The organism is Stenotrophomonas sp. KH_036_B, assembly GCF_057839485.1.
This window is the reverse complement of record NZ_CM174491.1, coordinates 3,089,757-3,115,119: the sequence shown is the minus strand read 5'-3', so window position 1 is coordinate 3,115,119 and position 25,363 is coordinate 3,089,757. Positions and strand designations below refer to the sequence as shown.

General features: G+C 67.7%; 23 protein-coding genes and 1 pseudogene. 18 read left to right on the top strand and 6 right to left on the bottom strand.

Annotated elements, in window-relative coordinates; genetic code table 11:
• Positions 1–8 precede the first annotated feature (8 nt).
• Entirely contained in the window at positions 9–1,373 is a 1,365-nt protein-coding gene (locus tag AC3ITN_RS13965; RefSeq protein ID WP_489390891.1) for a virulence factor family protein, read from the top strand.
• Positions 1,373–2,698: a hypothetical protein gene (locus AC3ITN_RS13960; RefSeq protein ID WP_489390890.1), complete on the top strand. Its 1,326-nt coding sequence runs from the start codon at positions 1,373–1,375 to the stop codon at positions 2,696–2,698. The genes AC3ITN_RS13965 and AC3ITN_RS13960 overlap by 1 nt, the downstream gene beginning before the upstream one ends.
• 48 nt (positions 2,699–2,746) lie before the next feature.
• On the opposite strand, the gene mprF is transcribed toward AC3ITN_RS13960, so the two are convergent.
• Positions 2,747–5,326, bottom strand: coding sequence for a bifunctional lysylphosphatidylglycerol flippase/synthetase MprF (gene mprF, locus AC3ITN_RS13955; protein WP_489390889.1), 2,580 nt, complete (start codon positions 5,324–5,326; stop codon positions 2,747–2,749).
• Between the two features lie 193 nt (positions 5,327–5,519).
• On the opposite strand from mprF, the gene AC3ITN_RS13950 reads away from it, so the two are divergent.
• Entirely contained in the window at positions 5,520–5,867 is a 348-nt protein-coding gene (locus tag AC3ITN_RS13950) for a RidA family protein (protein ID WP_313343162.1), read from the top strand.
• Between the two features lie 91 nt (positions 5,868–5,958).
• Here AC3ITN_RS13950 and rnfB read toward each other — a convergent pair whose 3' ends face one another.
• The 5 genes from rnfB to gloA2 all read right to left on the bottom strand — a co-directional run bounded on the left by rnfB (position 5,959) and on the right by gloA2 (position 10,212).
• Complete coding sequence (gene rnfB, locus AC3ITN_RS13945; protein WP_489390888.1) at positions 5,959–6,375, bottom strand: Rnf electron transport complex subunit RnfB; 417 nt, start codon at positions 6,373–6,375, stop codon at positions 5,959–5,961.
• Positions 6,376–6,400: 25 nt separating this feature from the next.
• Positions 6,401–6,991 carry an HAD family hydrolase gene (locus AC3ITN_RS13940; protein ID WP_489390887.1) on the bottom strand — a complete coding sequence of 197 codons (591 nt, stop codon included), beginning with the start codon at positions 6,989–6,991 and terminating at the stop codon, positions 6,401–6,403.
• Positions 6,992–7,043: 52 nt separating this feature from the next.
• Complete coding sequence (metG, locus tag AC3ITN_RS13935; RefSeq protein WP_489390886.1) at positions 7,044–9,122, bottom strand: methionine--tRNA ligase; 2,079 nt, start codon at positions 9,120–9,122, stop codon at positions 7,044–7,046.
• Between the two features lie 125 nt (positions 9,123–9,247).
• The gene (locus tag AC3ITN_RS13930) at positions 9,248–9,697 is read right to left on the bottom strand and encodes a DUF2147 domain-containing protein (protein WP_313343173.1); all 450 of its coding nucleotides are present in this window, start codon (positions 9,695–9,697) and stop codon (positions 9,248–9,250) included.
• Between the two features lie 110 nt (positions 9,698–9,807).
• On the bottom strand, positions 9,808–10,212 hold the full coding sequence (gene gloA2, locus AC3ITN_RS13925) for an SMU1112c/YaeR family gloxylase I-like metalloprotein (RefSeq protein ID WP_489392938.1): 405 nt from the start codon (positions 10,210–10,212) through the stop codon (positions 9,808–9,810).
• A 178-nt stretch (positions 10,213–10,390) separates the two neighbouring features.
• On the opposite strand from gloA2, the gene AC3ITN_RS13920 reads away from it, so the two are divergent.
• The 15 genes and pseudogenes from AC3ITN_RS13920 (at position 10,391) to sctE (ending at position 25,360) form a co-directional block, all read left to right on the top strand.
• Complete coding sequence (locus AC3ITN_RS13920) at positions 10,391–11,065, top strand: helix-turn-helix domain-containing protein (RefSeq protein ID WP_313343179.1); 675 nt, start codon at positions 10,391–10,393, stop codon at positions 11,063–11,065.
• A gap of 3 nt (positions 11,066–11,068) precedes the next feature.
• Positions 11,069–12,757, top strand: a complete 1,689-nt coding sequence (gene sctC, locus AC3ITN_RS13915) for a type III secretion system outer membrane ring subunit SctC (protein WP_489390885.1) — start codon at positions 11,069–11,071, stop codon at positions 12,755–12,757.
• On the top strand, positions 12,738–13,859 hold the full coding sequence (gene sctW / locus AC3ITN_RS13910; protein ID WP_489390884.1) for a type III secretion system gatekeeper subunit SctW: 1,122 nt from the start codon (positions 12,738–12,740) through the stop codon (positions 13,857–13,859). The genes sctC and sctW overlap by 20 nt, the downstream gene beginning before the upstream one ends.
• The gene (locus AC3ITN_RS13905) at positions 13,856–15,928 is read left to right on the top strand and encodes an EscV/YscV/HrcV family type III secretion system export apparatus protein (RefSeq protein ID WP_489390883.1); all 2,073 of its coding nucleotides are present in this window, start codon (positions 13,856–13,858) and stop codon (positions 15,926–15,928) included. Before sctW ends, AC3ITN_RS13905 begins: the two co-directional genes overlap by 4 nt.
• Positions 15,925–16,320, top strand: a complete 396-nt coding sequence (locus AC3ITN_RS13900; RefSeq protein WP_489390882.1) for an InvB/SpaK family type III secretion system chaperone — start codon at positions 15,925–15,927, stop codon at positions 16,318–16,320. The genes AC3ITN_RS13905 and AC3ITN_RS13900 overlap by 4 nt, the downstream gene beginning before the upstream one ends.
• 44 nt (positions 16,321–16,364) lie before the next feature.
• Entirely contained in the window at positions 16,365–17,621 is a 1,257-nt protein-coding gene (locus AC3ITN_RS13895; RefSeq protein WP_489392937.1) for a FliI/YscN family ATPase, read from the top strand.
• Positions 17,605–18,051: a hypothetical protein gene (locus AC3ITN_RS13890; protein WP_313343193.1), complete on the top strand. Its 447-nt coding sequence runs from the start codon at positions 17,605–17,607 to the stop codon at positions 18,049–18,051. Before AC3ITN_RS13895 ends, AC3ITN_RS13890 begins: the two co-directional genes overlap by 17 nt.
• A 41-nt stretch (positions 18,052–18,092) precedes the next feature.
• Entirely contained in the window at positions 18,093–19,178 is a 1,086-nt protein-coding gene (locus AC3ITN_RS13885; RefSeq protein ID WP_489390881.1) for a SpaN/EivJ family type III secretion system needle length determinant, read from the top strand.
• The gene (locus AC3ITN_RS13880; RefSeq protein ID WP_489390880.1) at positions 19,175–20,134 is read left to right on the top strand and encodes a FliM/FliN family flagellar motor switch protein; all 960 of its coding nucleotides are present in this window, start codon (positions 19,175–19,177) and stop codon (positions 20,132–20,134) included. Before AC3ITN_RS13885 ends, AC3ITN_RS13880 begins: the two co-directional genes overlap by 4 nt.
• A 14-nt stretch (positions 20,135–20,148) precedes the next feature.
• Positions 20,149–20,796: pseudogene (locus tag AC3ITN_RS13875) on the top strand (EscR/YscR/HrcR family type III secretion system export apparatus protein); the annotation flags it as partial.
• 2 nt (positions 20,797–20,798) lie between these two features.
• Positions 20,799–21,056 (top strand): type III secretion system export apparatus subunit SctS, encoded by a 258-nt coding sequence (sctS, locus tag AC3ITN_RS13870; protein WP_313343202.1) that lies wholly within the window; start codon positions 20,799–20,801, stop codon positions 21,054–21,056.
• Position 21,057: 1 nt separating this feature from the next.
• A complete protein-coding gene (gene sctT, locus AC3ITN_RS13865) occupies positions 21,058–21,852 on the top strand; it encodes a type III secretion system export apparatus subunit SctT (protein ID WP_313343205.1) in 795 nt (264 codons plus the stop codon).
• Entirely contained in the window at positions 21,849–22,934 is a 1,086-nt protein-coding gene (locus AC3ITN_RS13860) for an EscU/YscU/HrcU family type III secretion system export apparatus switch protein (RefSeq protein ID WP_489390879.1), read from the top strand. Before sctT ends, AC3ITN_RS13860 begins: the two co-directional genes overlap by 4 nt.
• Positions 22,935–23,018: 84 nt before the next feature.
• The gene (locus tag AC3ITN_RS13855; RefSeq protein WP_313343209.1) at positions 23,019–23,552 is read left to right on the top strand and encodes a SycD/LcrH family type III secretion system chaperone; all 534 of its coding nucleotides are present in this window, start codon (positions 23,019–23,021) and stop codon (positions 23,550–23,552) included.
• Positions 23,549–25,360: a type III secretion system translocon subunit SseC family protein gene (gene sctE / locus AC3ITN_RS13850; protein ID WP_489390878.1), complete on the top strand. Its 1,812-nt coding sequence runs from the start codon at positions 23,549–23,551 to the stop codon at positions 25,358–25,360. The genes AC3ITN_RS13855 and sctE overlap by 4 nt, the downstream gene beginning before the upstream one ends.
• The last annotated feature ends 3 nt before the right edge of the window (positions 25,361–25,363 follow it).

Here is a 25,363-nt window from a genome sequence, read left to right as displayed (position 1 = left end):
GCGTGACGATGCGGCGAGCCAGTGTGGGCAGGGGGCTGGGGGTGGTGCTGGGGCTGGTAAGCGCGGTGGTGTCGATGGCGGCCTGCGCAGCCCCGCAGCAGGTCACCCACGGACGTTTCCATGACATCCCGATCCATGCGCCGGACGGCCACCCGCAACGGGTCGTGGTCTGGTTCGACGGTGGCCGTGAACAGCAACGGACCCGGCAGCGTATCGAGGCCCTGCGTGCGCATGGCGCGCTGGTGGCAGAGGTGGACGTGGGCCGGCTGCGCCAAGCGCTCGCCCGCGAGGGTGGCGGGGACTGCGCCTTCGGTGCCGGCGATGTGGAGAACTTCTCGCGCTGGTTCCAGGCCTACCTGCATGTGCCCGGCTACCACCTGCCGTTGGTCGCTGGCGACGGTGCGGGTGCCGAGCTGGCGTACGCGGTGGCGGCGCAGGCCGATACCCAGGTGTTCGCCGGCCTGCTGACCACGGACTTCTGCCCCGATCAGACGCGTGAACGAAAGGCCTGCGGCGCAGGCGTCAGCCATGGCCGCCTGCAGCCGGCCGAACTGAATTTTCCCTGGTTGAACGCCGCCGGTGACCGCCAGTGTGCGGCTGGCAAAGCCTCTGCCTTCGTGCGCGGCGTTGCGATGGGGCGCGAGTTCCAGCGCACCGCGTCCGGTGATGACCTGCCCGGGCTGCTCGCAGCGGCGGAGGTTATCGGTGCGCAGAAAGGTGTGAGCCTGGCGCCGCCGCCGGACGACCTCAACGGCCTGCCGGTGGTGGAGATCCCGTCACCCGTGCCCGGCGATACGTTGGCCATCTTCGTCTCCGGCGACGGTGGCTGGGCCGGTCTGGACAAGGAGGTGGCGGCCGCCCTGAGCGAAGGAGGGGTGTCGGTGGTGGGCGTGGATTCGCTACGCTACTTCTGGACCGAACGGACGCCCGAAGGGTTCGCCCGCGACCTGGAACGCATCGCCCGCCATTACAGTACGCAGTGGCAGCGCAAACGCCTGGTGCTGGTCGGTTTCTCTCAGGGGGCGGACGTGCTGCCCGCCGCGATCAACCAGCTTGACCCGGCCACGCGCAACGCGGTGGCGATGATCGGGCTCATGTCGGTCGGTCGTACGGCGGACTATGAGTTCCATGTCAGCAACTGGCTGGGCGGCGGCGGCGGTGGCCTGCCCATTGCACCGGAAATCGCCCGCCTGCCGGCCGACCGTACGCTGTGCCTGTACGGACAGGATGATGACGATGCGCTGTGCCCTGACGTCCCCGCAGCCCAGGCAACGATCATCGCGCTGCCCGGCGACCACCACTTCAAGGGTGATTACGACCGGTTGGCGAAGACGCTGCTGCAGCATCTGGCGGCACGATCCCAGCGCCCTTGATGGCTCGCACCCCACGCGTCGAAGCGCAGTTGCATCAGCTGATGGCCGATGACCGTTGCGCTCGGCGTGACGCGTGGCCGTCGAGCGCGCAGAAGATGGCCGATGCCCTGTCGTCGTGCCGATCTGGAGGTGGCGATGAAACCGCCGCGCCACTGTTCTGCGCCGCGCTGCGCGAGAGTCTGGAGCACCTTGTCCAGGAAGACGACGTCGACCTGCACAAGGCGATGGTGTGGCATCGGTTTCCCGAGGTGCGCCAGTACACGCGCTTGATCGACAGCGAAGCCTATCGCGCGGCCGTGCATGCGGCAAAGAAGCTGGGCGATCTGGCCTATCCGGCCCGCATCGAGCGCGAACCGGATGTCGCCAGGAAGGACATGCTGATGTCCCTTGCTGCTGCCGTACGCGACGCGCGCGCCGGTCGTGGCGACTGGACGCAGGTCATTGCCAGCGCCGCCGCGTTGGATGTGGCGCTGGCAGAGGGCGCCACCCCGCATGTGGCGCTGCTGGCCGAGAAGCAGCACCTGCAGCAGCAGCCCGGCGTCATCGACTATCTGGCGCTGCGCAGGTCCACCCGCCCCATGGCCGGCGGCGCCGCGCGCGGACGCAGCGTTGAGGACCATGTAGGCAGCGTGCTGGCGCGGCTGTGTGTGGCGATGAACGAAGCGTCTGGCGAGCCGTCCGTTACGGGCTATCGGATCGCTCGAGGGGCGCATGTGCCGCCCGCATTGAGGCCGGAGGACAGCCGCCACATCAAGGGCGAAATCGACTTTCTGCTGATGCATGGCGACGATGTGGTGCTCGTCGGCGAAACCAAGGCCGGTGGTGCCACCGCGATCAGCGCGGACTGTGTGAAGTTCCACAACGCAGTGGTCGAAATGGCCGCACGTGCACAGGCGGACGAAACCTATTCGTTCCGGCTCGTGGGCAAGGGCACGCCGCAGTTCCTGCACATTTCCGGTGCCTCGCTCAATCGCCTGAATCCATCGCCTGCAGCGCCCGCGCAGGATGCGCAGCCCACATGGCCTGCCCGTGCCCGTTACTTCCTGCCGGAGTGCGTTGCAGGCATCCCGCTGTCGCAGCGGGCCATGGCCTATCTCACCCAGCATCCAGTGAGCCTCGATCTTGCGCAGGCATTGATGGCGGGAACGCCGATGCCGGCAGAAGCGCTGATGCCGGTGTGGCAGGCCCTGGCCGTGGAACCCCGTCTTGCATGGATATGGCAGGAACAGGCGCTGGCCGAACAGGCGCTGCATGCCGTGCATGGCAGCGACAGTATTGCGCGTTTCACCGGGGTGTTCGCGCGGTTGGCCGTTGATCCGCTGTAGAGCGTTGAATGCCTGGAAGGCGCTTCACATTGGCGCAGGGCGATGCGTTCATCTCACCGGCGCCTCATTCTTTCCTCGGCGCGGATCGAGGGAGATCAACCGCGTTGCATCCAGCAGCGCTGCCGGCAGGTGCATGCCGCCCGGCGCGACCAGGTAGCGGGCACGCCACACCGGCGCGAACTTCGACTTGAAGCGGCGCAGGCCACTGAAGCCGTAGAAGCGTTCGCCATGCCGCGCCACCACGTTGGCGAAGCGGTTCCAGCGGCCGGCCAGCCGATGCTGGGCCAGGCCTGACAAGGGCGCCATGCCCAGTGAGAAGCGCTGGAATCCATTCGCGCTGCCCCACAGGAACAGTTCGATGAACAGGAAATCCATGGTGCCCTTCGGCGCGTCGTCCACGTGCCGCATCAGATCCACCGACAGCTCCTGCCCGGCCGGTGCCTGCCAGAGATTGGCGAACGCCACGATGCGGCCCTCGACCTCCACCACAGCCACCGGGAAGCGCGCCAGATAGGCAGGATCGAAGCTTCCCAGCGAGAAGCCTTTCTCATCGCCAGCCTTGTCATCCAACCATTGCTGGGACACCTCGGCCAACGCGGGCATCAGTGCCGGCACTTCATCAGGCGTGGCCACCCGGAAGCTGAGGCCGCCGCGCTTGCCACGGTTCCAGGCCTGGCGCAGGTCGGCGCGCTCGCGGCCTTCCAGGCTGAAACCCTGCAACGGCACCATCGCCTCTTCGCCCAGCTTCACCAGGGTCAGGCCCAGGTCCAGGTAGGTCTGCCAGTGCGCCTCACCCACCTGGTAGAACACCGGACGCAGCCCCAGCCGGTCGGCCTCTTCGCGGAACCGCCAGATCAGCGCACGCGCCACCTCCGGCGGTCCCACCGGGTCACCCATTGCAATCAGCGAACCACCGTAGCGCTGCATCATCACAAAGCCACGCTGGGCCTCGTCGCGCAGAACGGCCTTGTCGGCCGTGAGCACCAGGCAGGCCTGGGTGTCCTGCGCCGCCAACAGGATGGGGCCCAGTGCCTCCAGGGTCGCGGCATCCGCCGATGGCAGCGGCGTGCGCGTGCTGTGCAGCAGGCGCGCCAGGCCGAACATCGCCAGTGCGATCGCCACCACCAGCAGCGCCCGCAGTGCGCGCGGCGCATTGCCTTGTGCGGCGAACTGCCACCACAGCTCGTTCTGGTATTCGACATGGCTGTAGACGAAGAACAGCAGCCAGATCACCGCTACCAGCACCAGGCCCAGGTTGCGCAGCCACGGCCACGACCACGCCTCGTCGAGCAGTGCACCCTGCCGGTAGAACTCGCGCCGCGAGGCCCACAGCGCCATTGCCACCAGCACGGCCGACAACGCGATCAGCACCTGGCCGCCGCGCAGCCAGATCGGCAGCGGCGCGATCACGCAGATGCCCAGGGCCAGCATCCAGGCGGCATGGCTGCGCCGCTGCAGGCCTTGGCCGATCAGCAGCAGTACCACGCCGGCCAGGCTGCCCAGCAGGTGCGAGGTCTCAAGGACCGGCAACGAGGCATGCAGCAGGTGGCGGCGAGGCGTGGGCAGGGTGCCGTCGATGACCAGCGCCGCGCCCACGCTGAACACTGCCAGCGCGATGATCTGCGGCAGCCACGGCCGCAGCGCGGTCCAGCCGGCGCGGGTAGCCCCGGCGCCGACCCGCAGCGGGCGGCGCAGCGCAGGGGCCACGGCCAGTACCGTTGCCAGCAGCAGCGGCAGCACGTAATAGGTCACCCGATAGATCAGCGCCGCCGCCAGCACTGCGGCGGGCGCCACCTGCGGCAACAGTTTGAGCAGGCTCCATTCGAACACACCCAGCCCGGCCGGCACGCTCGACACCAGCCCGGCCAGCACTGCGACCAGATACAGCCCCACAAAGCCGGGCAGGCCGGTCGGGGTATCCATCGGCAGCAGCACGTAGAACGCCGCGCTGGCCAGCACCAGCTCGACCACGCTCAACGCGGTGACGCCCAGCATGGTGCGGCGATCCGGCAGCCACAGGGCGTGCCCGCGGATCTGGAAGCTGCGGCCGTTGCGGCCCACCATCAGCACCGTAGCGATATACGCGAGCAGGGCGGCAACGCCCAAACCACGCACCACCTGCGCGGACACCGGCAGCGCCAGCGCGGCGGCGCCGGGTTCCAGGACGAAGGCCAGCGACAGCAGCAGCCACGCGCCGAACACGAAGCCCAGCGTGCTCATCAGCACCACCTGGCCGATCTCGCCCAGGCTCAATCCGACGCCCCCGTACCCGCGCAGGCGCACCGCGCCGCCGGTCAGCGCCGCGAACCCCAGGGTCTGCCCCAGCGTGTGCGCGAGAAAGGCAGTGATGCCGATACGGGCCGGGTGCAGGCGCTTGCCGCTGCGGCGCAATCCGATCGCATCGAACCCGATCAGGCAGGCGTAGCTGGCCAGCCCCAGCACCACGGTCAGTGCGATCTGCCCACTGCCGAGGTCGCGGAAGGCCTCGCGGATGGCCCGGTAGCCGTGTTCGTCAAACTCGCCAGCCAGGCCGCGCAGGGCCAGTGCAAGGATGCCCAAGCTGAAGAGGACAGTCGCCGCACGGCGCCAGCCGACGCGGGACGAGGGAGCAGGGGTTGTTTCGGTCATCGGTACAGCGTGCTCCGGGGCAGGCGATGAAAAAGTCAAAGCACGCCAGCGTGCCTCGCCGGCGCATCGTGCGCCTCCCGCCGACGCTTGCCAAGCGTGCGGCTGCGCCTGCTGTGGCCGGTTTGACCCGGCGCAACGACAGCCGGCCCTGGCATCGGTGACAATGGCCGCACCACCCACAGGAGCCATCCCCATGTTGGAACGTTTCGACGTCGGTCCGCGCATGTCCGAGATGACCGTGCACAACAAGGTCGCCTATCTGTCCGGGCAGATCCCCGAAGACACCAGCCAGGACATCACCGGCCAGACCCGCCAGGTGCTGGCGGAGATCGACAAGCTGCTGGCGCTGGTGGCCAGCGACAAGCAGCACATCCTGCGCGCGGAAATTTTCCTCGCCGACATCAGTGATTTCGCCGGCATGAACGCAGCCTGGGACGAGTGGGTGGTATCGGGCATGACCCCGGCACGCGCCACGGTCGAAGCCAAACTGGCCGATGCCAGCTGGAAGGTGGAGATCGTCGTTACGGCGGCCTTGCCGTAACCGTCGGCGCAGCCACGCAGGGCGTGGCTCTACGGCGCCCGGCGTGCCTGACGGTAACGCGTAGAGCCACGCCCTGCGTGGCTGCGCGGAATCAGGCCACCCGCACCAGATCGATGCAATCCACCGGGCATGGCGGAATGCACAGGCCGCAGCCGGTGCACAGGTCGGCGATGACCGTATGCATGTACTTCGCCCCGCCGACGATGGCGTCCACCGGACAGGCCTGGATGCACTTGGTACAGCCGATGCAGTCGGCCTCGATCACCACGGCCACCTGGGCGTGCGTGTGTTCGCCACGGCTGCGGTCGAACGGGACGGCCGGCACCTCCAGTACCCGCGCCAGCGCGCGGGCGCCCGCGTCGCCGCCGGGCGGGCAGCGCTCCACGCCTGCATCGCCGCAGGCCATCGCCGCGGCATACGGGCGGCAGCCATCGAAACCGCATTGCCCGCACTGGGTCTGCGGCAGCAACCGGTCCAGGCGTTCGATCAGGGCGGTAGAGGTCTTCATGCGTGGCGTCGGCTGCGCGGGACCATCATGTCAGCGGTTTGCCGCGGTACCAGCGCTCATGGGCAAGCGCCAGCATGGGGCGATCTTCGACACTGTCGCCGTAGGCGTGGATGCGCAGGTAGCGTGACAGGTCATACCGGTCGCGGATGCGGTCGGCTTTGCGCGGTGCGCAGTCGCCGTCGGCGTAGCCGCCGGTGAGGCGGCCGTCGCGGCTTTCCAGACGGTTGCAGATCAGGTCCAGCCCCAGCGTTTCGCACCAGGGGCGCAGGTACAGGTCCAGCGATCCAGACACGATCACCACCGTATGCCGCTGCTGCAGGTGCCAGCGGATCTGCTCCAGCATCTGTGGCCGCACCACCTCGGGCAGTACCTCACGGGCGAAGCCCGCCGCCTGGGTGGCGATGTCGTCGGCATGGCGGTCGCGCATCGTCAGCCGGGTCACGCGGGCACGGATACGTTCGGCAGAAATGAGCTTCAACCGATAGGCCAGCAGCCACGGACCCACCTTCCACCACGCCTGGGCCAGCTGCTCGGGCGTGGCCACGCGGCGCAGGAACCGCGCGTAGGTATCGCACGTGGTCACGGTGTGGTCGAAGTCGATGAGGGCCAACTCCACGTCCTACCCTCCCAGGTAGGCCACGACCGTTGGTCGTGGCGCAAGTCGACGATCAGCGGACCGGCATGCCCGGCAGGGCACTGCTGTCGGCGTCCAGCAGCGCAAGCGCGCCGCCATCGAAACCGGCCGACAGGATCATGCCTTCGCTCAGGCCGAAGCGCATCTTGCGCGGGGCCAGGTTGGCAATGAAGACCACGCTGCGACCCACCAGCTTTTCCGGTTCGCCGTAGCTGGCGCGGATGCCGGAGAAGATCTGGCGCGTACCCAGCTCGCCCGCATCCAGCTCGAAGCGAAGCAGCTTGTCCGAACCGTCCACGAATTCGCAGGCCAGCACCTTGCCGATGCGCAGGTCCAGCTTGGCGAAGTCGTCGATGCCGATGTGGGCCGGGCCTTCGCCGGCGGCAACGGGCGCCGCGGCTGCGACTGCGGGTGCGGGCGCGGCGGGCTTGACCGGTGCGGCGGGAGCGGGAACAGGCGCGGCGAGGGTGTCTTTGGAGGCATCGGTCATGGCGTCAATCATTTTGGGGTCGATACGGGTGAACAGCGGGACGTACACGGCAATGGTGTGCGCCAGCAGCGGCGAGGCGATATCGGTCCAGCGCTGTACCGGCGCGGCCAGGAAGGCTTCGGCCTGCTGGGCAGTGGCCGGCAGCACCGGCTTGAGCGCGGTGACCAGCACGCGGAACAGATTCAGGCCCTGCGTGCACACCGACTGCAGCTGCGCGTCGGCACCGTCCTGCTTGGCAATCACCCACGGCTTCTGTTCGTCGATGTAGCGGTTGGCTTCGTCGGCCAGCGCCATCGTCAGGCGCAGGGCAGCCGCCGGATCGTTGCGCTCGTATGCCTCGCGGATCGGGGCCAGTGCGGCGACGAAACGGTCGTACTGATCCGCGTCGGCCAGTGCATCGGCCAGGCGGCCTTCGAAGCGCTTGCTGATGAAGCCGGCGCAGCGACTGGCCAGGTTGACGAACTTGCCCACCAGGTCGGCGTTGACCCGGGCAATGAAGTCGCCCAGGTTGAGGTCGAGGTCATCCACGCCGCCGGAGGATTTGGCCGCGAAGTAGTAGCGCAGCGCTTCGGGCTCCAGGCCCACGTCCAGGTAGGTGCGCGCCATCACGAACGTGCCGCGCGACTTGGACATCTTGGCGCCTTCCACCGTCAGGTAGCCGTTCACGTGCAGCCGGGTCGGGGCGCGATGACCGGTGCCATGCAGCACGGCGGGCCAGAACAGGCCGTGGAAATTGACGATGTCCTTGCCGATGAAGTGGTGCAGTTCGGTGCTGGTGCCGGCGCGCAGGTGCGCGTCGAAGTCTTCGCCGTTCTTCGCGCACAGCGCCTGGAAGCTGGACAGGTAACCGATCGGGGCGTCCAGCCAGACATAGAAGTACTTGCCCGGGTGGCCGGGAATCTGGAAGCCGAAGTACGGCGCGTCGCGGGAAATGTCCCAGGCGCGCAGGCCGCCCTCGGCGTTGAGCCACTCGCCCAGCTTGGCCTTCACGCCCGGCAGTGCCACGTCACCGGCCAGCCAGTCGCGCAGGAACGACTCGAAGCGCCCTACCTCGAAGAAGAAGTGCTCGGAATCGCGGATTTCCGGGGTCGCCCCGGAGATCACCGAGCGCGGGTCCTTCAGTTCGGTAGGCGCATAGGTTGCGCCGCACACTTCGCAGTTGTCGCCGTACTGGTCGGCGGTGCCGCAGTTGGGGCAGATGCCCTTGATGTAGCGGTCGGGCAGGAACATGCCCTTGGCCGGGTCATAGAACTGGGCCACCGAACGGCGCGTGATGTGCCCTTCCGCCTCAAGCTTGAGGTAGAACGCTTCGGTCAACGCCTGGTTGCCGGGCGAGTTGGTCGAATCGTAATGGTCGAACGCAACGCCGAAGGCGGCGAAGTCGCGCTCGTGGCTGGCCTGGATGTTGGCGATGAAGGCTTCCGGGGTCACGCCCGCCTTTTCAGCGGCCAGCATGATCGGGGTGCCATGGGTGTCGTCGGCGCACACGAACCAGGTCCTGCCCCCGCTCATTCGCCGCGCGCGCACCCAGATGTCAGCCTGGATGTAGCCGACCAGGTGGCCCAGATGCAGCGGGCCATTGGCGTAGGGCAGGGCGGTGGTGACAAGAGCGGTGCGGGTCATGGTCAGCGTTGTTGCCAGGGGGAACGCGGGATTATCGCATGCTCCCCAGAAAGGCAAAGGGCCGAAGCGGTCAGCCCGCCTCGGCCCCAGGGCCTTGATGTTGCAGTGGTTTACATCCGGGACGCTTACTCGCGGACCCAGGTCTGGGTGCGGCAGATGAAGGCCACGCAGCCGGACATGTCCAGCTTCTTGCCACCGGGCTGCAGCTCCAGCTTGGACTTGTAGGTCTTGCCGTTGGCCGGATCCAGTACGGTGCCACCGGACCACTGGGTGGTGCTGCCCTTGTCCTGCTTCAGATTCCACAGGATGGTCATGCCCTTGACCGGCTTGTTCTTGTTGGCGCCTTCACAGCCGTCGCAGACCGGGTTGGGGCCCTTGTCCGAGTGCAGGATCTCGACCACCTTGCCGGTCAGCGTGCCGTTGGCGGCCTGGGTGATCTCTACGATCGATTTCACCTTGCCGGTCTTGTCATCAATGGTCTTCCAGCGGCCCGCGGCACCGTCGGCGGCGCTGGCCGACATCGCGGCCATCATCAGTGGCAGTGCCAGCAGCAGGGTCTTGAAGGTCTTGCGCATGTTCCCCTCCCAGGGATGTCCGTGAATGCCGGCGAGGCGCCGGTACAGGCGGACTGTATACCCATTCGCTCCGGTACGGAACGCGTGGGTGACGACACCCACAGCCACATTCAGCCGACTTCGTACAGCTCCAGCGGCAGCCCGTCCGGGTCGGCGAAGAACGTGAAGCGCTGTCCGGTGTACGCGTCGGTGCGGATGGGCTCGCACGGCACCCCCTCAGCCCCCAGCCGCGCGATCACCGGCTCCAGGGCCTCAACCCGGAAGGCGAGATGGCGCAGGCCCTGCGCCTCAGGGCGGCTGGGTCGCGGCGGTGGAGAAGGAAAAGAGAACAGCTCGAGTTGGCCGCCATCGGGCAGGGCCAGGTCCAGCTTCCAGGAATCGCGTTCGGCGCGATGGTGCTCGGCCTTCACCGTCAGCCCGAGCACGCGCACATAGAAGTCGCGAGAACGGTCGTAATCGGCACAGATCAGGGCGACGTGGTGGATGCCCAGCAGGGGAGAGGTCACAGGATCGATTCCTGGTAGCGCTGCGTGCGCCACCCGTATGAATGGACCAACAGGAATACCGCATGTGGCGGGGGAATTCTAACTTGTTGTAGAGCCATCCTCCGGGCCGGCCCCCAACATGCACGCCTCATCGGGGAGCGGGCTGTCCATGCGCCGCTGCCCACCGTGTCTGAGCCGGAGTCGTGGAATGCATGTCATCGTCAATGCAGGGCAGGGCCGCGCCGACGTCAATGTTGGCGGGCTGGCCATCTGTCTGTTGCCCGGTGAGCGCCTTCTGGTCTCCGGGCTGCCGTTGCCGCGCAACCCGGCGCTGCCGGTGGTGCCCGTAGCCGGCTGTGGCATGCCGCGGGCGCTGGCCCATTACGACCACGCCGCTGGCGCCGTACGGGCCGGTGATCCTGTTGCCCTGTGCTGGAAGCTGCCGGTGGCGCTGGAGGATCCGGACGCCGCCGCTGCTTGGCTGATCGGTCAGCTGGCCCGCGAAGGCACCCACCACCAGGACGGCCTGCTCGAACGGTTGCTGTGCCATCTCGCGCGCACCGAAAGCTACGGCCTGGTGCAGTTTCTGCTGGACGAAGGCAGCGACCTCCCCGTCGCCGCGCTGGCCGAGCGCTACGGCCTGTCGTCGGCCCAGTTCCACCGGCGCTGCCGGCAGGTACTGGGCCGGCCGCTCAAGCAGGAACTGCGGATCCTGCGTGCTGCACGCGCGCTGCTGGCCTATCCGGGCCGTCGGCACTCCTTTACCTACCTTGCCGCCGATCACGGCTACGCCTCGCTGTCGCACTTCTGCACCGACATCAAGTCGCTGATCGGCCGTTCTCCCCTCTCCGTCTACCGCGCCGTCACGACGCCCACCGAGTAAACCATGCGTTTCCTGTCGTTGTTCCTCTTGTTCGTGGTGCTGCCTGTTGCCAGTGCCTCCGCCCAGACGCCACTGGAAGGCACCCCCATCCAGGACCGTGCGGATCTTCCGCACGCAACCGGTTTCGTCTCCCGCGCCGACAGCGCCGACCACCTGCTCAACGCCCTCGGTGTGCGTGCGCGCCAGGCCGTCATCGTCAGCCCGAAGGCGCAGAAAAAGAAGGTCAGCGGCAACTTCGACCTGGCCCGGCCGTTCGACGTGCTGGCCAAGGTCGCCGCCGAAGTGGGGCTGGTCTGGTACAGCGACGGCCAATCGATCTACGTCTACGACGCGAGCGAACAGAAGAACGCCGTGGGCCGCCTGCGCTCGACCTCGGTGGCGACCCTGTCCGACTTCCTGCGCAAGGCGCGGCTGGCCGACACGCGCTATCCCGTGCGCAGTGGCGGTGCCGACGGCACCTTCTACATCGCCGGCCCGCCGGTGTACGTGGACATCGTCCTCAACGCCGCCCGTTACCTGGACGAACTGTACGAAGGGGCTGACGCCAGCCCGCACCACGTGGAAGTCATCCGGCTGGAACACAGCTTCGTCAACGGGCGCCGCTTCCGGCTGCGCGCGGACGAATCCTCCTTGCCGGGCGTCGCCGACGTCCTGGCCAGGGTGCTGGCGCTGGGCGATTTCGGCGCGGTGATGAAGCAGCCGCCGGCACCGGCCGACCCCGCCGCCATCCTCGAAGAACCGCTGGAACGGCCGGCCGCGCCGCCCGTCGCGGTGGTGGGACAGCCGGCCGGCAACAGCGCGCAGGCCGCCGTGGTGGTGCCGTATGCGGAAACCAACAGCCTGATCGTGCGCGGCACCCTGGCGCAGATCGAGCAGGTCAAGCGCCTGGTGTCCGAACTGGACATCCCGCGCCAGCAGATCGAACTCTCGCTCTGGATCATCGATATCAAGAAAACCGAACTCGACCGCCTGGGCGTCAACTGGAGTGGTGGGATCAACATCGGCAACCGCCTCGCCATCGGCATCAACGAGCCGCCGCCGGTCAGCACCCTGGACGGGCCGCGCTTCCTGGCGTCGGTGCAGGCGTTGTCGAGCAAAGGCGACGCCCACATCGTCTCGCGTCCCGTGCTGCTCACCCAGGAGAACATTCCGGCCTACTTCGACAGCAACCAGACCTTCTACGCGCAGTTGCTGGGTGAGCGCGCCGTGTCGCTTGAACAGGTGACCTACGGCACGCTGGTGAGCGTGCGGCCGCGCATCTCGCGCGGTAATGAAGTGGAAATGCAGCTGAAAATCGAAGATGGCGCAGCCGATGGTACGCGGTCGGGCGACGCGCTGCCGTTGGTCAACCGCACCATGATCGACACCGTGGCCCGCGTGCCGCACCAGCTCAGCCTGCTGGTGGGCGGCTACACCCGTCGCTCGCTCGACCATGGGTACAGCGGCATCCCCGGGCTGCGCCGTCTGCCCGGCGTGGGCAAGCTGTTCGGGCAGGACAGCCAGTCGGCGGAAAACCTCGTGCGCGTCTTCCTGATACAGCCGCGGGTCCTGGCCGAGCGCGACTTGCTGGACGCGGAGCAGCTTCCGGGCGTGTATGGCACCGGGATCGGTGCGCCGGTGCAGGAAATGCTGCAGAAGCTCAATCGCGAGTCCTTGCACACGGAGGCCGCCGATGGCCGTCCCCGCGATTAACCGTCCGATCACGGCCCCGGTGCCGGTTTCGCCGCGCCAGGCCAATGCCCAGAGCGACCGCGAGGAGGCTGCGCGCGGTCCTGCTGCAGCGACCCCGCGTCGGCCGGGCACCCTGCACACCGCGCTGAACATGCAGGACGACCTGGGCGCCCTCGTGGCCACGCTGCAGCGTCGCCGCGATGGCCAGAAGAGTGCCGTTGCGAATGACTCGCAGGCGTGGATCGACCACGTCCTCGACGACAAGGTGCACGACAAGCTCGCCAGCCTGCGTCAGCTGCTCGACGGCATGCGCAACCCGGCCCAGATCCTTGGCCTGTTGAAGCAGATGTTCCCCGATCCCAGTGATGTGCTGGCGGTTCTGCGTGCGTGGCTGTCCGATGACGAGCTGGAGGAACTCCAGGAGGTGCTCACGCTGGCGCTCGCGCAGCTGGAGCAGGAGCAGGCCGCCCAAGGCAACACGGCCGCCCTCAAAGGCGGCCTCAACGCCGCCATCAAGGCGCGCCTGGCCGCCCGCAGCGGCCAGCTCTCCGCCTACCAGCTCCGCCAGAGCTATCGCGACCTGCTGGGCAACCCGCAGGACTGCGTGGGCGAATACGCCGGGTGGATCGGTATGTACGGATTCAATCGCCGCGCACATGTCCTTGACTTCATGGAGCAGGCGATCGGCGCGGACATGTTCTCGCTGGATCCCAGCGGGTCGCATCTCGAATTCGGCCGCCTGCTGCGGCAGGTGCGCAACCTCACGGTACTGCGCTCGGTGGACGAACTGCTGGTGCTGGAAGTGGGTCGTACCCGTCTCCTGACCCGCTTGTCGACCACCGCCGAAGCGCTCGTCACCGGGCTGCTGGACGTGGTGCGCGGCGTGCAGGACTGGGCGGGCCTGTTCGCCGGTCCACTCTCCGGTGCGCGCGTCGTGCTCTCGCTGACCGAGCGGGCGCGCCTGGTGCAGGCATTGCGCCGCGCGGTGCTTGGCCTGCCCGATGCGATCTGGGTGGACGCAACCGCCCGTGACAGCACGGCGCAGGCGCTGGAGGCCATGGTGGTGGAAAGCATGAAGCGTGAAAGCGGCCCGTCCGGCCGCATCGCCGGGGTGATGGCATGAGCGCCATCACCCCGGCCACGGCGCCCGGCGTGGGCGCCCGCGCCCGCGTCCTGCTGCGCCCGGAGCTGGCGCTGGTGGTGCTGATGGCGGTGATCGTCGCCATGCTGATCATCCCGCTGCCCACGTTCCTGGTCGATCTCCTGATCGGCCTGAACATGGCCGTGGCCATCGTCATCTTCCTCAGCTCGTTCTACGTCGAACGCATCCTGAACTTTTCGACGTTCCCCTCGGTGCTGCTGTTCACCACACTGATGCGGCTGGCACTGTCGGTCAGTACCAGCCGCCTGATCCTGCTCGATGCCGACGCTGGCCATATCATCAGCGCGTTCGGTGATTTCGTGGTGGGCGACAACCTGGTGGTCGGTGCGGTCATCTTCGCCATCATCACCCTGGTCCAGTTCATCGTCATCACCAAGGGCTCCGAACGAATCGGTGAAGTGGTCGCGCGCTTCTCGCTGGACGGCATGCCGGGCAAGCAGATGAGCATCGATGCCGACCTGCGCGCCGAGGCCATCACCTCCGAACAGGCGCAGATCCGTCGCCGCGACGTCGAGCGCGAAAGCCAGCTGTACGGCTCCTATGACGGCGCCATGAAGTTCGTCAAGGGCGACGCCATTGCCGGCATCGTGATCGTGTTCGTCAACCTGTTTGGTGGCATCGCCGTCGGCATGCTGCAGCATGGCATGAGCTTTGGTGCGGCACTCAACACCTTCACCCTGCTGACCATCGGCGACGGCCTGGTCGCCCAGATCCCGGCGCTGCTCATCTGCATCAGCGCTGGTTTCATCGTCACCCGGGTGAGCGGGGAGAGCAACAACCTGGGCGCCAACATCCTGGGCGAGCTGTTCAACAGCAATGTCGTCCTGGCGATCGGCGCGGTGCTGGTGCTGCTGCTGGGCCTGCTGCCCGGCTTCCCGTTGCCGGTGTTCGCCGGTCTTTCGCTGGGACTGGCGGCCATGCTGGTATGGCGGCTGCGCAAGGCCAAGGCAGAAGGTGCCGGTGCGGCGCAGGGCCAAGGCCAGGGGCAGGGCCTGAGCGCCCCGGGCACAACCCCGGCCGATGGCGGCACTGCGCGGCTCACCAGCGAAACCCTGCCGCTGATCCTGCTCCTGCCCGCGCCCCTGCACCAGTCCGCCCAAGCCGGCCAATGGGAAGAGCGGCTGCGCCAGGATGCGTTCATCAGCACCGGCATGCAGCTTGCGCCGCTTGTGCTGCGTGAGCACGCGCCCGTCGACGCGCACGAAGTCAAGGTGCTCATCAACGAAATCCCGGCCGGCGGCGCGCATGTGGTCAACGCCCATGTACGCGTGTTTGGCCGACAGGACGAGCTCGACGCGCTGAATCTTGGCGTGGTGGTCCCTCACGATGGTCATACCGCCCGGTGGGTGCCGGTGGCATCGCACGACGACGTGCTGGCACTTGGCTGTGAGGTGAGCAGCGACTACCACGAGCTGTCGCGGCTGCTGCACAACGCCGTATTGCGCAATGTGGGTGAGCTGTTCGGCATCCAGGAAGCCAAGCACGTTCTGGATGCACTCGAAAAGCGCTTCCCGGAGCTGGTGAAGGAAACCTACCGCCACATGCCGATCCAGCGCGTTGCCGAAGTGCTGCAGCGTCTGCTGCGTGAAGGCGTTTCGATCCGCAACATGAAGGTCGTGCTGGAAACACTGGCGCAATGGGGCCAGCGTGAGAAGGACGTCATCCTGCTGGTGGAGCACGTCCGCGGCGCACTGTCGCGCTACATCTCCGACCGCTTCGCGCGCAGCGGGCGCATCCCCGCCATCCTCATCTCCACGCCCATCGAAGACCAGATCCGGGCCGGTATCCGCCAGAGCCAGGGGGCGTCGTTCCTCAACCTCGAGCCGGCCGAGGCCAGCGACCTGATCGACCGCTTTGCACTGCATGTCGGTGAAGTCGCCGCGCACCGTCCCGATGTCGTGCTCATGGTGGCACCGGACATCCGCCGCTTCGTCAAACGCTTCATCGAAACCCGCCTCCCCACCACGCCGGTGCTCTCGTTTGCCGAGATCTCCGACGCCGTCACTCTTGATGTCATGAGAAGCCTATGAGTACCTTGCTGGACACCCTCAACGCGGCCTTGCACGAGCTCGGCTGTGACCCCTCGCGGTTCGAATTCGACACCCATTCCTCCGTGGTGATGGGCTTTGCCGACATCGGCGAGCTTCTGCTCGATCCTGTCGACGACGTGGTGTTTCTGTGGGGGCGCCTGGACACCTCGCCGTCGGAACGTTTCAGCAACCGCGCAGACGATCTGCTCACCGCGCTGTCCTCGCCGGCGCCGCACTTCGCCAACGGCTGCTTGGCACTGCGCCAGATGGAGCAGGGCTGCCTGGTGGGCGGTGCACTGCAGCCGGAATGCCGCACCGAATCGAGCCTGCTTGCGGGCGCCATTGAAGGCTTCCATGCCCGCGTGGCCGAACTGCAGGGCCTGCTCCGGTGACAGCCGCGACGCCCTGCTGGCGGCCATGCGCGTCGCCGGTGGCGATGCGCGCCGGTGAGCTGCGCGTGCCACTGGCCGACGTCGCCATTGGTGAGCACTGCCACGTCCGCCGCTCGGCGGTCGACGACCACGTGGTTACCCACGGTGTGGTCACACGGGTCGATCACGGGGTGGCGACGCTGGCGTTGATCGGCGCGCCGGTACGTCTGGCTGCCGATGTCGTGGTCGCCGCGACGGGCCGGCCGCTGCAGGTAGCGCTGGGACCTCACCTGTTGGGGTGCGTGCTGGATGGATTCGGTGAGGTGGTGGAGCGTCTGGCGACCGGCGAGGGCGCCGACGCGCTGCCGGCCGGGCGTCTTGAGCCGGTCCAGGCCGTGCCGCTCGACTACCGCCAACGCCGCCCCATCCAGGACCCGTTCGCAACTGGCATCCGCGCGGTCGACGCCCTGCTTACTGTCGGCGAAGGGCAGCGCATGGGCGTCTTCGCGGCGGCGGGCTGCGGCAAGACCACCCTCGTGGAGATGCTGCTGGCCAACGCCGCGTGCGATGTCCGTGTGGTGGCCCTGGTCGGCGAGCGCGGCCGCGAAGTGGCCGGGTTCGTGGAGGCCATCCGTCATGGGCCGACTGCCGCCCGCACCATCGTCGTGCAGGCAACGTCCGATTGTTCCCCCGCAACCCGGGTCAATGCCGCCATGGTCGCCACCCGGATTGCCGAGTACTTCCGGGAGCAGGGCAGCCGGGTGCTGCTGGTGATGGACTCGGTTACCCGTTACGCGCGCGCACTGCGCGACGTCGCGCTGTCCGCGGGCGAACCGCCGGCCCGGCGCGGGTTTCCCGCGTCGGTGTTCGAAGCCCTGCCGCGGCTGGTCGAGCGCCCGGGCAACGCGCGGGTGGGCAGTGTCACCGCCTTCTATACGGTGCTGCTGGAAGACGACGCCGATCCCGATCCGGTCGGGGAAGAAGTGAAGTCGCTGCTTGATGGGCATATCTATCTCAGTCCACGACTGGCGCAGCGCGGGCACTTTCCGGCCATCGACGTACTGCGCAGCGCCAGTCGCCTGTTCCCGCAGCTGGCCGACGCGCGCCAGGCGGCCGCAGCGACCCGGGTCCGCGTGCTGATGGGACAGCTGGACGACCTGCAGCTGCTGCGGGACATCGGCGAGTACCGGCCCGGCGCACAGCCGGAACAGGATGCTGCCGTTGCACGTGAACCGCGTCTGCAGGCGTTCCTGCGTCAATCGCTGCACGAGCAGGTTGAACTGGCTGCGGCGCGGGAGGGGCTGGATGCGCTCGCCCGCTGATCACACCCGGTTGTCTGCCGTGGTCGATCACCGCGCCCAGCGCCTGCGCCGCGACGCGACCGCCCAGGCCAGCCTGGCGGCACAGCAGGAACAGCAGGCGCAGGGCGTGCGTACGCAGGCCGACCAGCAGCTGCACCAGGCCCAGCTGGTCGAGGAACACGGGCTGGACCGCCAGCGTCTGTTCGACAGGCTGCGCAGCGTGGCCATCGCACGTGCGCACGTTCTGGAGTGCGACCTGCGCGCGCGTCACCTGCAGGAGCAGGCGGCGCTGGCGCGCGAGCGCGAAGCCGAGCTGCGCCAGGCCGCCATCGAACAGCAATCGCGTGCCCGCCGGTTACAGGCGGTGGGCGAACGCAATGAACACATGCGCCGGCAAGCGCGACTGCGCCGCCAGGAGCGAATCATTCAAGAGGAATACAGATGTCGGTAAAGATCCCCTGCGCGGGCAGTTCCGTCGCAGCAACCCAGCCCGTGACGCCGCTGACCCTGAGTGAGCAGGTCGAAAAACGGGTTCGTGGCGAGAGGCAGCCGCCTGCCAATGCGGCTGCCGCGGCTGACGCTGACGCAGACCTGCCGCTGGATGCGGAGCCGGATAACGAATTGCCGGTGGAGGAGCAGCACGAGCCGCGCGAGCGGGACGTGCTGGTCGTCCTTCCGCGCACACCAACCGACGCAATGCAGCGCGCCCTGGCGGCTGCCATGCCGGCGGCGGACGCGGCCCAGCAGCCGGTCGTGGTACGCCCGCCGTCGCCCGGGGCAGGCGGCCGGCTGCCAGGCGCACCGGCGGGGCCAACCGTCTCGGTGGCGCTGGCCACGCCGGCGGGGCACATCGCCCCGGGCATGGCGGCAGATGCACCTGCACCTGCGCCTGCGCTTGCCGCCTCCGCAGTGGCCTTGCCCGCAGCGCCTGTCCATTCGCCCGCGCACTCCAGCGTGGGCCAACCGATGGGTGCCGCCCCGCCGGCGACGGCCGCCGCCGCAGTCGTGCCACCGGCGGGCGTGGATCAAGCGCCCGCGCGGACCCGCACCTCAGCGACTGCCGCGCCACTTGCACGCGTGGCTCCCATGGGCCCCATTTCACCCATGGCAGCGCAGCCGTCACCCACGGTGACGCCGCCTCCGGTGGAGCGGAAGGGGGGCGCCGATACGGGCAGCCTGCCGATCGCAGGCGTGGTCGGCGCCGCGCTCGACACCGCCGTGTCCCAGCCGGCAGGCGGCGAAACCCTGCGCGAGGCCGAACGCGGCGAAGCCAAACTGTTTACCGACAAGATCGCCCGCAAGGCGCAGGGGGCCGTGCAGCTGCAGACCGCAATGGCCGAACGCTCCGCCGCCGGGTCCCAGGTGAACGTCACCTTCCACAGCTGGGGCGCAGGTCAGTCGGTTGCGGCGCGGCTGGATGGCGGCCGCCTGATCCTGCAGCCGTCCAGCAGCCGGGTGGCGAACGCGTTGACCTCGGCTGCACTGCCCGTCGGCGACGCGCTGCAGGTCACTGTTGAACAGAGCGACGCGGCCAGTGACGAACGCAGGCGTCGTCAGCACCGGCGGCATGGCGAATGAGCGCGCATCGTTGGCCCATGCGGACACTGTCGCCGGCCGAGGCGGGCAGCGCAGCCGTGGCTGCCGCCTGCGCGCGCATGGGGGTAGCAGTTAGCGCGCAACCCTTGCCGGCGCGCGGCAGCATGCTTCGCTTCGACGTCGTTTCGGCACGCGGTGAACTGCAACTCGCCGTCGCGGCCGATGACTGGTGCCCGGCCATGCTGCCCGACCTGGCCGATCTGGCCTGGTCCGAGCTGGTCGACCGCGACGCGCTGGCGTGCTGGTTGCCGGCGCGGGACCTGCTGGACATCGCCGCCCCTGACCTGCAGGACGCGCACAGCACGTTGCGCGATGTCGTGCCGGTGGGTGTGCTCGGCGGCCAGGGCGCCAGTCAACCCTGCCTGCACACCGCGCAGGGACCCGCCTGGATTCTCCAGGCCCGGGCAGTTGCCGGGTCCGCTCAGTGCGCGCGACAGCTGGACATGACAGTGCCGGTGGATCTGGGCGTCGCCCGTTTCGAACTTCCGCTGCAGCGCCTGCGCGCCCTCGCGCCCGGCGCCGTGCTGCTGCTGGACCAGCTCGTTCCGGTCGCCCGCAGCGGGCGCCGCCGCCTCTACTCCTTCGATTTCACCCTTGAGACCATCACCGTGAACACCACCTTCGACTTCCTCGACGACGACGGCGATGCCGGCTTCGCCGCGTCCCAGCCTGTCCCCGATCCCACGCCAACGCCCGCACCTGCATCGGGTCTGGACCTGTCGCGTCTGCCGGTCACCGTGGACGTGGTGCTGTGCCAGCTGCAGCAGCATGTGGCCGCGCTCGCCGTGCTCCAGCCCGGCACCGTCGTCGACGTGCCGCCCGACGCATGGACGCAGCTGCAGCTGCGGGTGAACGGCCAGCTCATCGCCCGTGGCGAGCTGGTCCAGGTGGGCGACCAGCTTGGCGTGCAGCTGCACCAGGTCCCCGTGCTGCCATGAACTTCGTGAACAACGACATCTCGCTGATCGCGGTCATGTCGATGGCCGCGCTGTTGCCCTTCCTCATCGCGGCCGGCACCTGCTACCTCAAGTTCTCGGTGGTGTTCGTGCTGCTGCGCAACGGCCTCGGGCTCCAGCAGGTGCCGTCCAACATGGTGCTCAACGCGCTGGCACTGATGCTCGCGTTCTACGTCATGCAGCCCATCGTGCAGAACATGTACGACGCCTACCTTGCGTTGGAGGCGCCGCTGAACTCGGTCGCCGCCGTCATCAGCTTTCTTGACAGCAGCCTGGACGGCTACAAGGTCTACCTGGCCACGTATTCCGACCCTGAACTGCTGGAGTTCTTCGAACGCGCACGCCATGCGGAGCCGGGCGTACCGCTTCCCGCGCTTGAACCGCACGAGCGTTCGCTGTTCGCGCTCATGCCCACCTACGCGTTGAGCGAGCTGAAGGACGCCTTCCGTATCGGCTTCTACCTGTACCTGCCGTTCGTGGTGGTCGACCTGGTGGTGTCCAGCGTGCTGCTGTCGCTGGGCATGATGATGATGAGCCCGGTGACCATTTCCGCGCCGATCAAGCTCATCCTGTTCGTGGCGATGGATGGCTGGAGCCTGCTGTCGCAGGGCCTGGTCCGCCAGTACCTCGACGTGCCGATGTAGCCATGGACACGATCATGTTCATGGGCAACAAGAGCCTGCTGCTCATCCTGCTGCTGTCGGCCGCGCCGGTGGCCGTGGCCACCATCGTCGGCCTGGCGATCGGCCTGTTCCAGACGGTCACCCAGCTGCAGGAGCAGACCCTGCCTTACGGTGCCAAGCTGCTGGCGGTCATCGCCTGCCTGCTCGTGCTGATGTCGTGGATGAGTGCGCGCATGCTCGACTTCGCCCGGCTCGCGCTGCAGTCCGCCCTGGCGGGCTAGGGTGATCCAGCTTTCCTCCCTCGATGTCGAACTGATGTCGCTCGCGCGCGACCACGGCGTGCAGGCGCTGCTGGGCATCGCGCGGATTGGCGCGTGCCTGGTCTGGATTCCCTACCTGTCACCCGGCGTCATGCCTGCCAAGATGACCCGTTCCGTGGTGGCGGTGATGGTCATGATCGGCTTGTGGCCGGTCACCGACGGCGTGGTGCCGCCGCAGGACATGGTGTCCATGGCCGGTGCCACCCTTCGCGAGGTGCTGATCGGCACCGCGATCGGCCTGGTCGTGGCGCTGCCGTTTCAGATATTCCATGGCATGGGCGCGATCGTGGATAACCAGCGCGGTGCCGGCATCGGCGCCATGCTGGACCCGGTCAGTGGCGTGGAGGCCACCGAAACCGCCAACCTGCTCCAGCTCATGAGCGTGGTGGTGTTCCTGGCCACCGACGGCATGCTGGTCCTGCTGGAGGTGATCCAGTCCAGTTATGCCGTGGTGCCGATGGGCGGCGCGTTCACGCTCGACCTGTCCCGGGTGCAGGCGTTCGCCGGCACCCTGCTGGCCGGGGCCCTGCGCATGGCGCTGCCGGTGCTGCTGCTGCTCCTGCTGGTGGAAGTGCTGCTGGGTGTGTTGTCGCGCTTTGCCCAGCAGATGAATCCGTTCTCCCTCTCGCTGGCCATCAAATCGTTCCTTGCCTTCATCGGGCTGCTGTTCTACCTCATGCCCACGCTGGCCCGGCAGGTGCCGCTCATCCGTGACAGCACCGATGCGCTGCAGCTGTTGCTGCCCCTCTCGCCATGAAGACCGAAAAGCCGACACCGCACCGCCTGCTCAAAGAGTCGCGCAAGGGCAAGAGCTTCGTCAGCCGCGACCTGGCGGCCATGGCCGTGCTCATCGCCGGCCTGGTGGCGCTGGCCACCGCCACCTCCAGCCGCGCGCTGTACGGCTTCTACCGCGGCATGGCCGAACGCGGCTTTTCGCTCACCCCGGCCGAGGCCGCGTCACAGGCCACGGTGGCGTTCCTGTGGATGGCGGTTCCCGTCGGCGCCGCCGCCATCGTCGGGGCCGTGCTGATTTCGCTTGTGCAGAGTCGCGGGGTGATCGCGGCCGAAGCCGTTCGGCTGGACCTTGCCCGCGTCAATCCCATTTCCGGCTTCAAGAACCTGTTCTCGCTGAAGACGGTCAAGGGCGTGGTGACCGCCAGCCTGTACCTGCTGGCGGGCGGCGTATTCGTGGTGCTGGCGTGGGGCCTGTTCGCGCCCACGATCTTCGCCCAGGTGCAGATGCCCGACAAAGCCGCCAGCGCGGTGTGGTACAGCGTGGGCTGGAAAAGCACCGCGCTGCTGCTGGCGGTGCTGCTGCCCATCGTGCTGGCGGCCGCCTTCGTCGAGTTCCGTCTCTATATCCGCGAAATGCGCATGGAGAAGCACGAGGTCAAGCAGGAGCACAAGGACCACAACGGCAACCCCGAGATCAGGCAGCGCCGGCGTGAGATCGGCGAAGAGCTGTCTGCGCAGACCCAGATGGATGTGGCCAGCTCCACGATGGTGCTGGCCAATCCCACCCACATCGCGGTGGGCATCTATACCCACCCCGACTACCCCTCGCTGCAGTTCGTGTCCGTCCGCGAGCGTGGCGCGCGCGCCCGCAAGGCCATTGCGCTGGCCGAACGGCGCGGGGTTCCCGTGGTGCGCGACATCGCGTTGGCCCGCGCCGTGTACTTCCAGGTCAAGCGCTACCACTTCGTGCCGTATGAACTGACCGCCCCGGTCACCCGGATCCTGCTGTGGCTGCGTGACATCGAGCGCAGCCACGTCGCCGACCCAGCGCCCGGGTCCAGCGCGGATACCGATGACACGGCCGCGCCCCGCGCGTCCGAATGAGTGAATTGCGAAAGCCCCCCCTTCCCACGAACGCCAGACTGTGCCTGTCCTGCAGCGCCAGAGGCCAAGACCAGGTAAACCCGAATGAACGATGTTCCCCACACCCCCGACGCTGGCGAAACCGACCAGGCCATGCTTGACGAGATGGCGCAGCTGCTGCTGGAAGGCGCCCAGAGCGGCGCCGCCATCAAGGATCTGAAAGGTGTCAGTGACGACATGCTGGAAGGGGTGTACGCCTACGCACACCGCTTCTACACCGATGGCCGCCTGGACGAGGCCGAGACGTTTTTCCGCTTTCTGTATCTGTACGACTTCTACAACGGCGACTACGCCCTTGGGCTGGCTGCCGTACTGCAGATGAAGAAGGAGTACGCCAAGGCCATCGACATGTATGCCCTGGCCTACACCCTGCTCAAGCGCGACGAGCGCCCGATGCTGCATGTCGGCCAGTGCCACCTGGCGCTGGGCAAGCTCGCCATGGCGCGCGGCTGTTTTGAAACCGTCGTGCTGCGTTCCACCGATCCCGATCTGGCCGGCCGCGCCAAGGTCTATCTCCAGGCGCTGTCGGCCACCGATACCGCCCCTCCCGATTCCACCGAGGAAACCGTACCCGAATGACTACCATCACCTCCAGCTTCGCCACCCCGGTGGCGTTTGCCAACAGCACCAGCCCGGGCACCAGCCCGCGCGCCTCTGTCGCCGCGGCCGGTTTCGGCGCCGTCTCGCTAGAGCAGGTCAAGACCATCGACGCCAAGGTCGTCGACTTGCTGGCGAAGGCCGCCAGCGAGTCGGGGCAGGCCAATGCCGCCGCAACGCCCACGGCCGGTACGCCGGAGCTGCGCAAGGCCGAGACCGCGCGCTTGATGCGCGCGGCACAGCAGTCGGCCGGCAGCGTGCCGGGGCAATCACAGCTGACGCCCGAGTCGGTGCTGACCATGTTGGCGATGCAGCTCAGCGAAGTTGTCACGCAGGAGAACAGCCGCAGCCTGTCGGCACAGCTGGAGTTGATCAAGGCCCGCCTGGCGCAGCGCGCCGCCACCGGTGCCGAGTTGTCCGAGGCGATCCGCGTGGCGCAGGCACTGGTGGACGCGGCGATGGGGGAGGTGAGTGCCGGCCAGACCGAACTGGCGGCCGCCCTGCAAGCCCTCAAGCAGGCTGAGGGAGAAGTGGCCCGCCTGGAACAGGCGCTGGCCGAGGCACCGCCGGAAGAGCAGGAGGCCATCCGCGCCCAGCTTGAAGCCGCCAAGGCCACCGTGGCGCAGCAGCAGGCGCGTGTGGGTACCGCGACGGCGGCGCTGGCCGAGGCGACTGCCGTGCTGGACAAGGCGCTGGGGGACCTGGAAGCGTTCAAGGGCGAAGCAGACAAGCTGGACCCCACCAACAGCCTGCGCCCCGGCGGCGACGAGGGCGCCCGCACCAATGCCGCCAAGTTGAGCGAACTGTTGGCGATGCTGCAGGAAATCATCGGCAAGATGAATGACGCCAAGTTGGAGAATGACACCAAGCTCATCCAGGAAGTCCTGAAGGCGCGCGAGGCCGAAAACATGCGCCGCTCGCAGGAATATCAGGACGAGGTGGCCAAGGCCGAACAGGCCCAGAAGAAGATGGGCTGCATCGGCAAGATCATCGGCTGGGTCGTCACCGTGGTGGCCGTGGTGGCCGCCCCGTTCACCGGCGGCGCCAGCATGGCACTGGCCGGCATCGGCCTGGCCCTGGCCATCGGCGAAGAGCTGGGCCTGGACGTGATGGGCAAGATCATGGAGCCCGTCATGAAACTCATCATGGAACTGGTGAAGGCGGTCGGCAACGTGATCGGCGACGTACTGACCTCGCTCGGGGTGTCGTCGACCTTCGCCGACAAGATCAAGGACGTGCTCGGCGTCATCGCCGTGGCCGCGATGATCATCGCCGCCGCGGTACTGAGCAAGAAATTCGCCAGCAGCATGGCCGTGCAGCAGGTGACCAAGGCCGTCACCCGCGCCGGCACCGAAGCCATCAGCAAGGCGTTGCCGCAGATCGTCAAGAGTGTGGCGCGTTCGGCCGGCCAGGCCGTGGATGATGTCGCCAAGGCGCTGAGCAAGGCCGTGGCGAATATCACGGGAAGCACCGCGGACAACGCGGCATTGCGCGCCGGTCAGGCGACCAAAGCCATGCATGCCATGCAGTTCGCCAACCAGACCAGCCAAGGCGTGGGCGCCATCATCATCGCCGACATGTACATCAACGCGGAGGAGCTGAAAGAAAAACTTGAGCTTGGTCTGGTCGACTCGCAGATCTTCCGGGATCTCATCCAGAAGATCCTCCAGTACTTCATGCAGACCAACACCCTGGTAGCCGACCTGTTCCGGCAGATGACCGACTTCCAGGCCAGCCAGGACGAGGCGGCCAAGTTCGTTACCGCCCGGGTCGGCACCGTTGCGGCCTGAGCC

Excerpts from the sequence above, each read along its gene's own strand:
- AC3ITN_RS13965 (WP_489390891.1), top strand. The coding sequence starts at position 9 with ATGCGGCGAGCCAGTGTGGGCAGGGGGCTGGGGGTGGTGCTGGGGCTG.
- AC3ITN_RS13960 (WP_489390890.1), top strand. The coding sequence starts at position 1,373 with ATGGCTCGCACCCCACGCGTCGAAGCGCAGTTGCATCAGCTGATGGCC.
- mprF (WP_489390889.1), bottom strand. The coding sequence starts at position 5,326 with ATGACCGAAACAACCCCTGCTCCCTCGTCCCGCGTCGGCTGGCGCCGT.
- AC3ITN_RS13950 (WP_313343162.1), top strand. The coding sequence starts at position 5,520 with ATGTTGGAACGTTTCGACGTCGGTCCGCGCATGTCCGAGATGACCGTG.
- rnfB (WP_489390888.1), bottom strand. The coding sequence starts at position 6,375 with ATGAAGACCTCTACCGCCCTGATCGAACGCCTGGACCGGTTGCTGCCG.
- metG (WP_489390886.1), bottom strand. The coding sequence starts at position 9,122 with ATGACCCGCACCGCTCTTGTCACCACCGCCCTGCCCTACGCCAATGGC.
- AC3ITN_RS13930 (WP_313343173.1), bottom strand. The coding sequence starts at position 9,697 with ATGCGCAAGACCTTCAAGACCCTGCTGCTGGCACTGCCACTGATGATG.
- AC3ITN_RS13920 (WP_313343179.1), top strand. The coding sequence starts at position 10,391 with ATGCATGTCATCGTCAATGCAGGGCAGGGCCGCGCCGACGTCAATGTT.
- sctC (WP_489390885.1), top strand. The coding sequence starts at position 11,069 with ATGCGTTTCCTGTCGTTGTTCCTCTTGTTCGTGGTGCTGCCTGTTGCC.
- sctW (WP_489390884.1), top strand. The coding sequence starts at position 12,738 with ATGGCCGTCCCCGCGATTAACCGTCCGATCACGGCCCCGGTGCCGGTT.
- AC3ITN_RS13905 (WP_489390883.1), top strand. The coding sequence starts at position 13,856 with ATGAGCGCCATCACCCCGGCCACGGCGCCCGGCGTGGGCGCCCGCGCC.
- AC3ITN_RS13900 (WP_489390882.1), top strand. The coding sequence starts at position 15,925 with ATGAGTACCTTGCTGGACACCCTCAACGCGGCCTTGCACGAGCTCGGC.
- AC3ITN_RS13895 (WP_489392937.1), top strand. The coding sequence starts at position 16,365 with ATGCGCGCCGGTGAGCTGCGCGTGCCACTGGCCGACGTCGCCATTGGT.
- AC3ITN_RS13890 (WP_313343193.1), top strand. The coding sequence starts at position 17,605 with ATGCGCTCGCCCGCTGATCACACCCGGTTGTCTGCCGTGGTCGATCAC.
- AC3ITN_RS13880 (WP_489390880.1), top strand. The coding sequence starts at position 19,175 with ATGAGCGCGCATCGTTGGCCCATGCGGACACTGTCGCCGGCCGAGGCG.
- sctS (WP_313343202.1), top strand. The coding sequence starts at position 20,799 with ATGGACACGATCATGTTCATGGGCAACAAGAGCCTGCTGCTCATCCTG.
- AC3ITN_RS13860 (WP_489390879.1), top strand. The coding sequence starts at position 21,849 with ATGAAGACCGAAAAGCCGACACCGCACCGCCTGCTCAAAGAGTCGCGC.
- AC3ITN_RS13855 (WP_313343209.1), top strand. The coding sequence starts at position 23,019 with ATGAACGATGTTCCCCACACCCCCGACGCTGGCGAAACCGACCAGGCC.
- sctE (WP_489390878.1), top strand. The coding sequence starts at position 23,549 with ATGACTACCATCACCTCCAGCTTCGCCACCCCGGTGGCGTTTGCCAAC.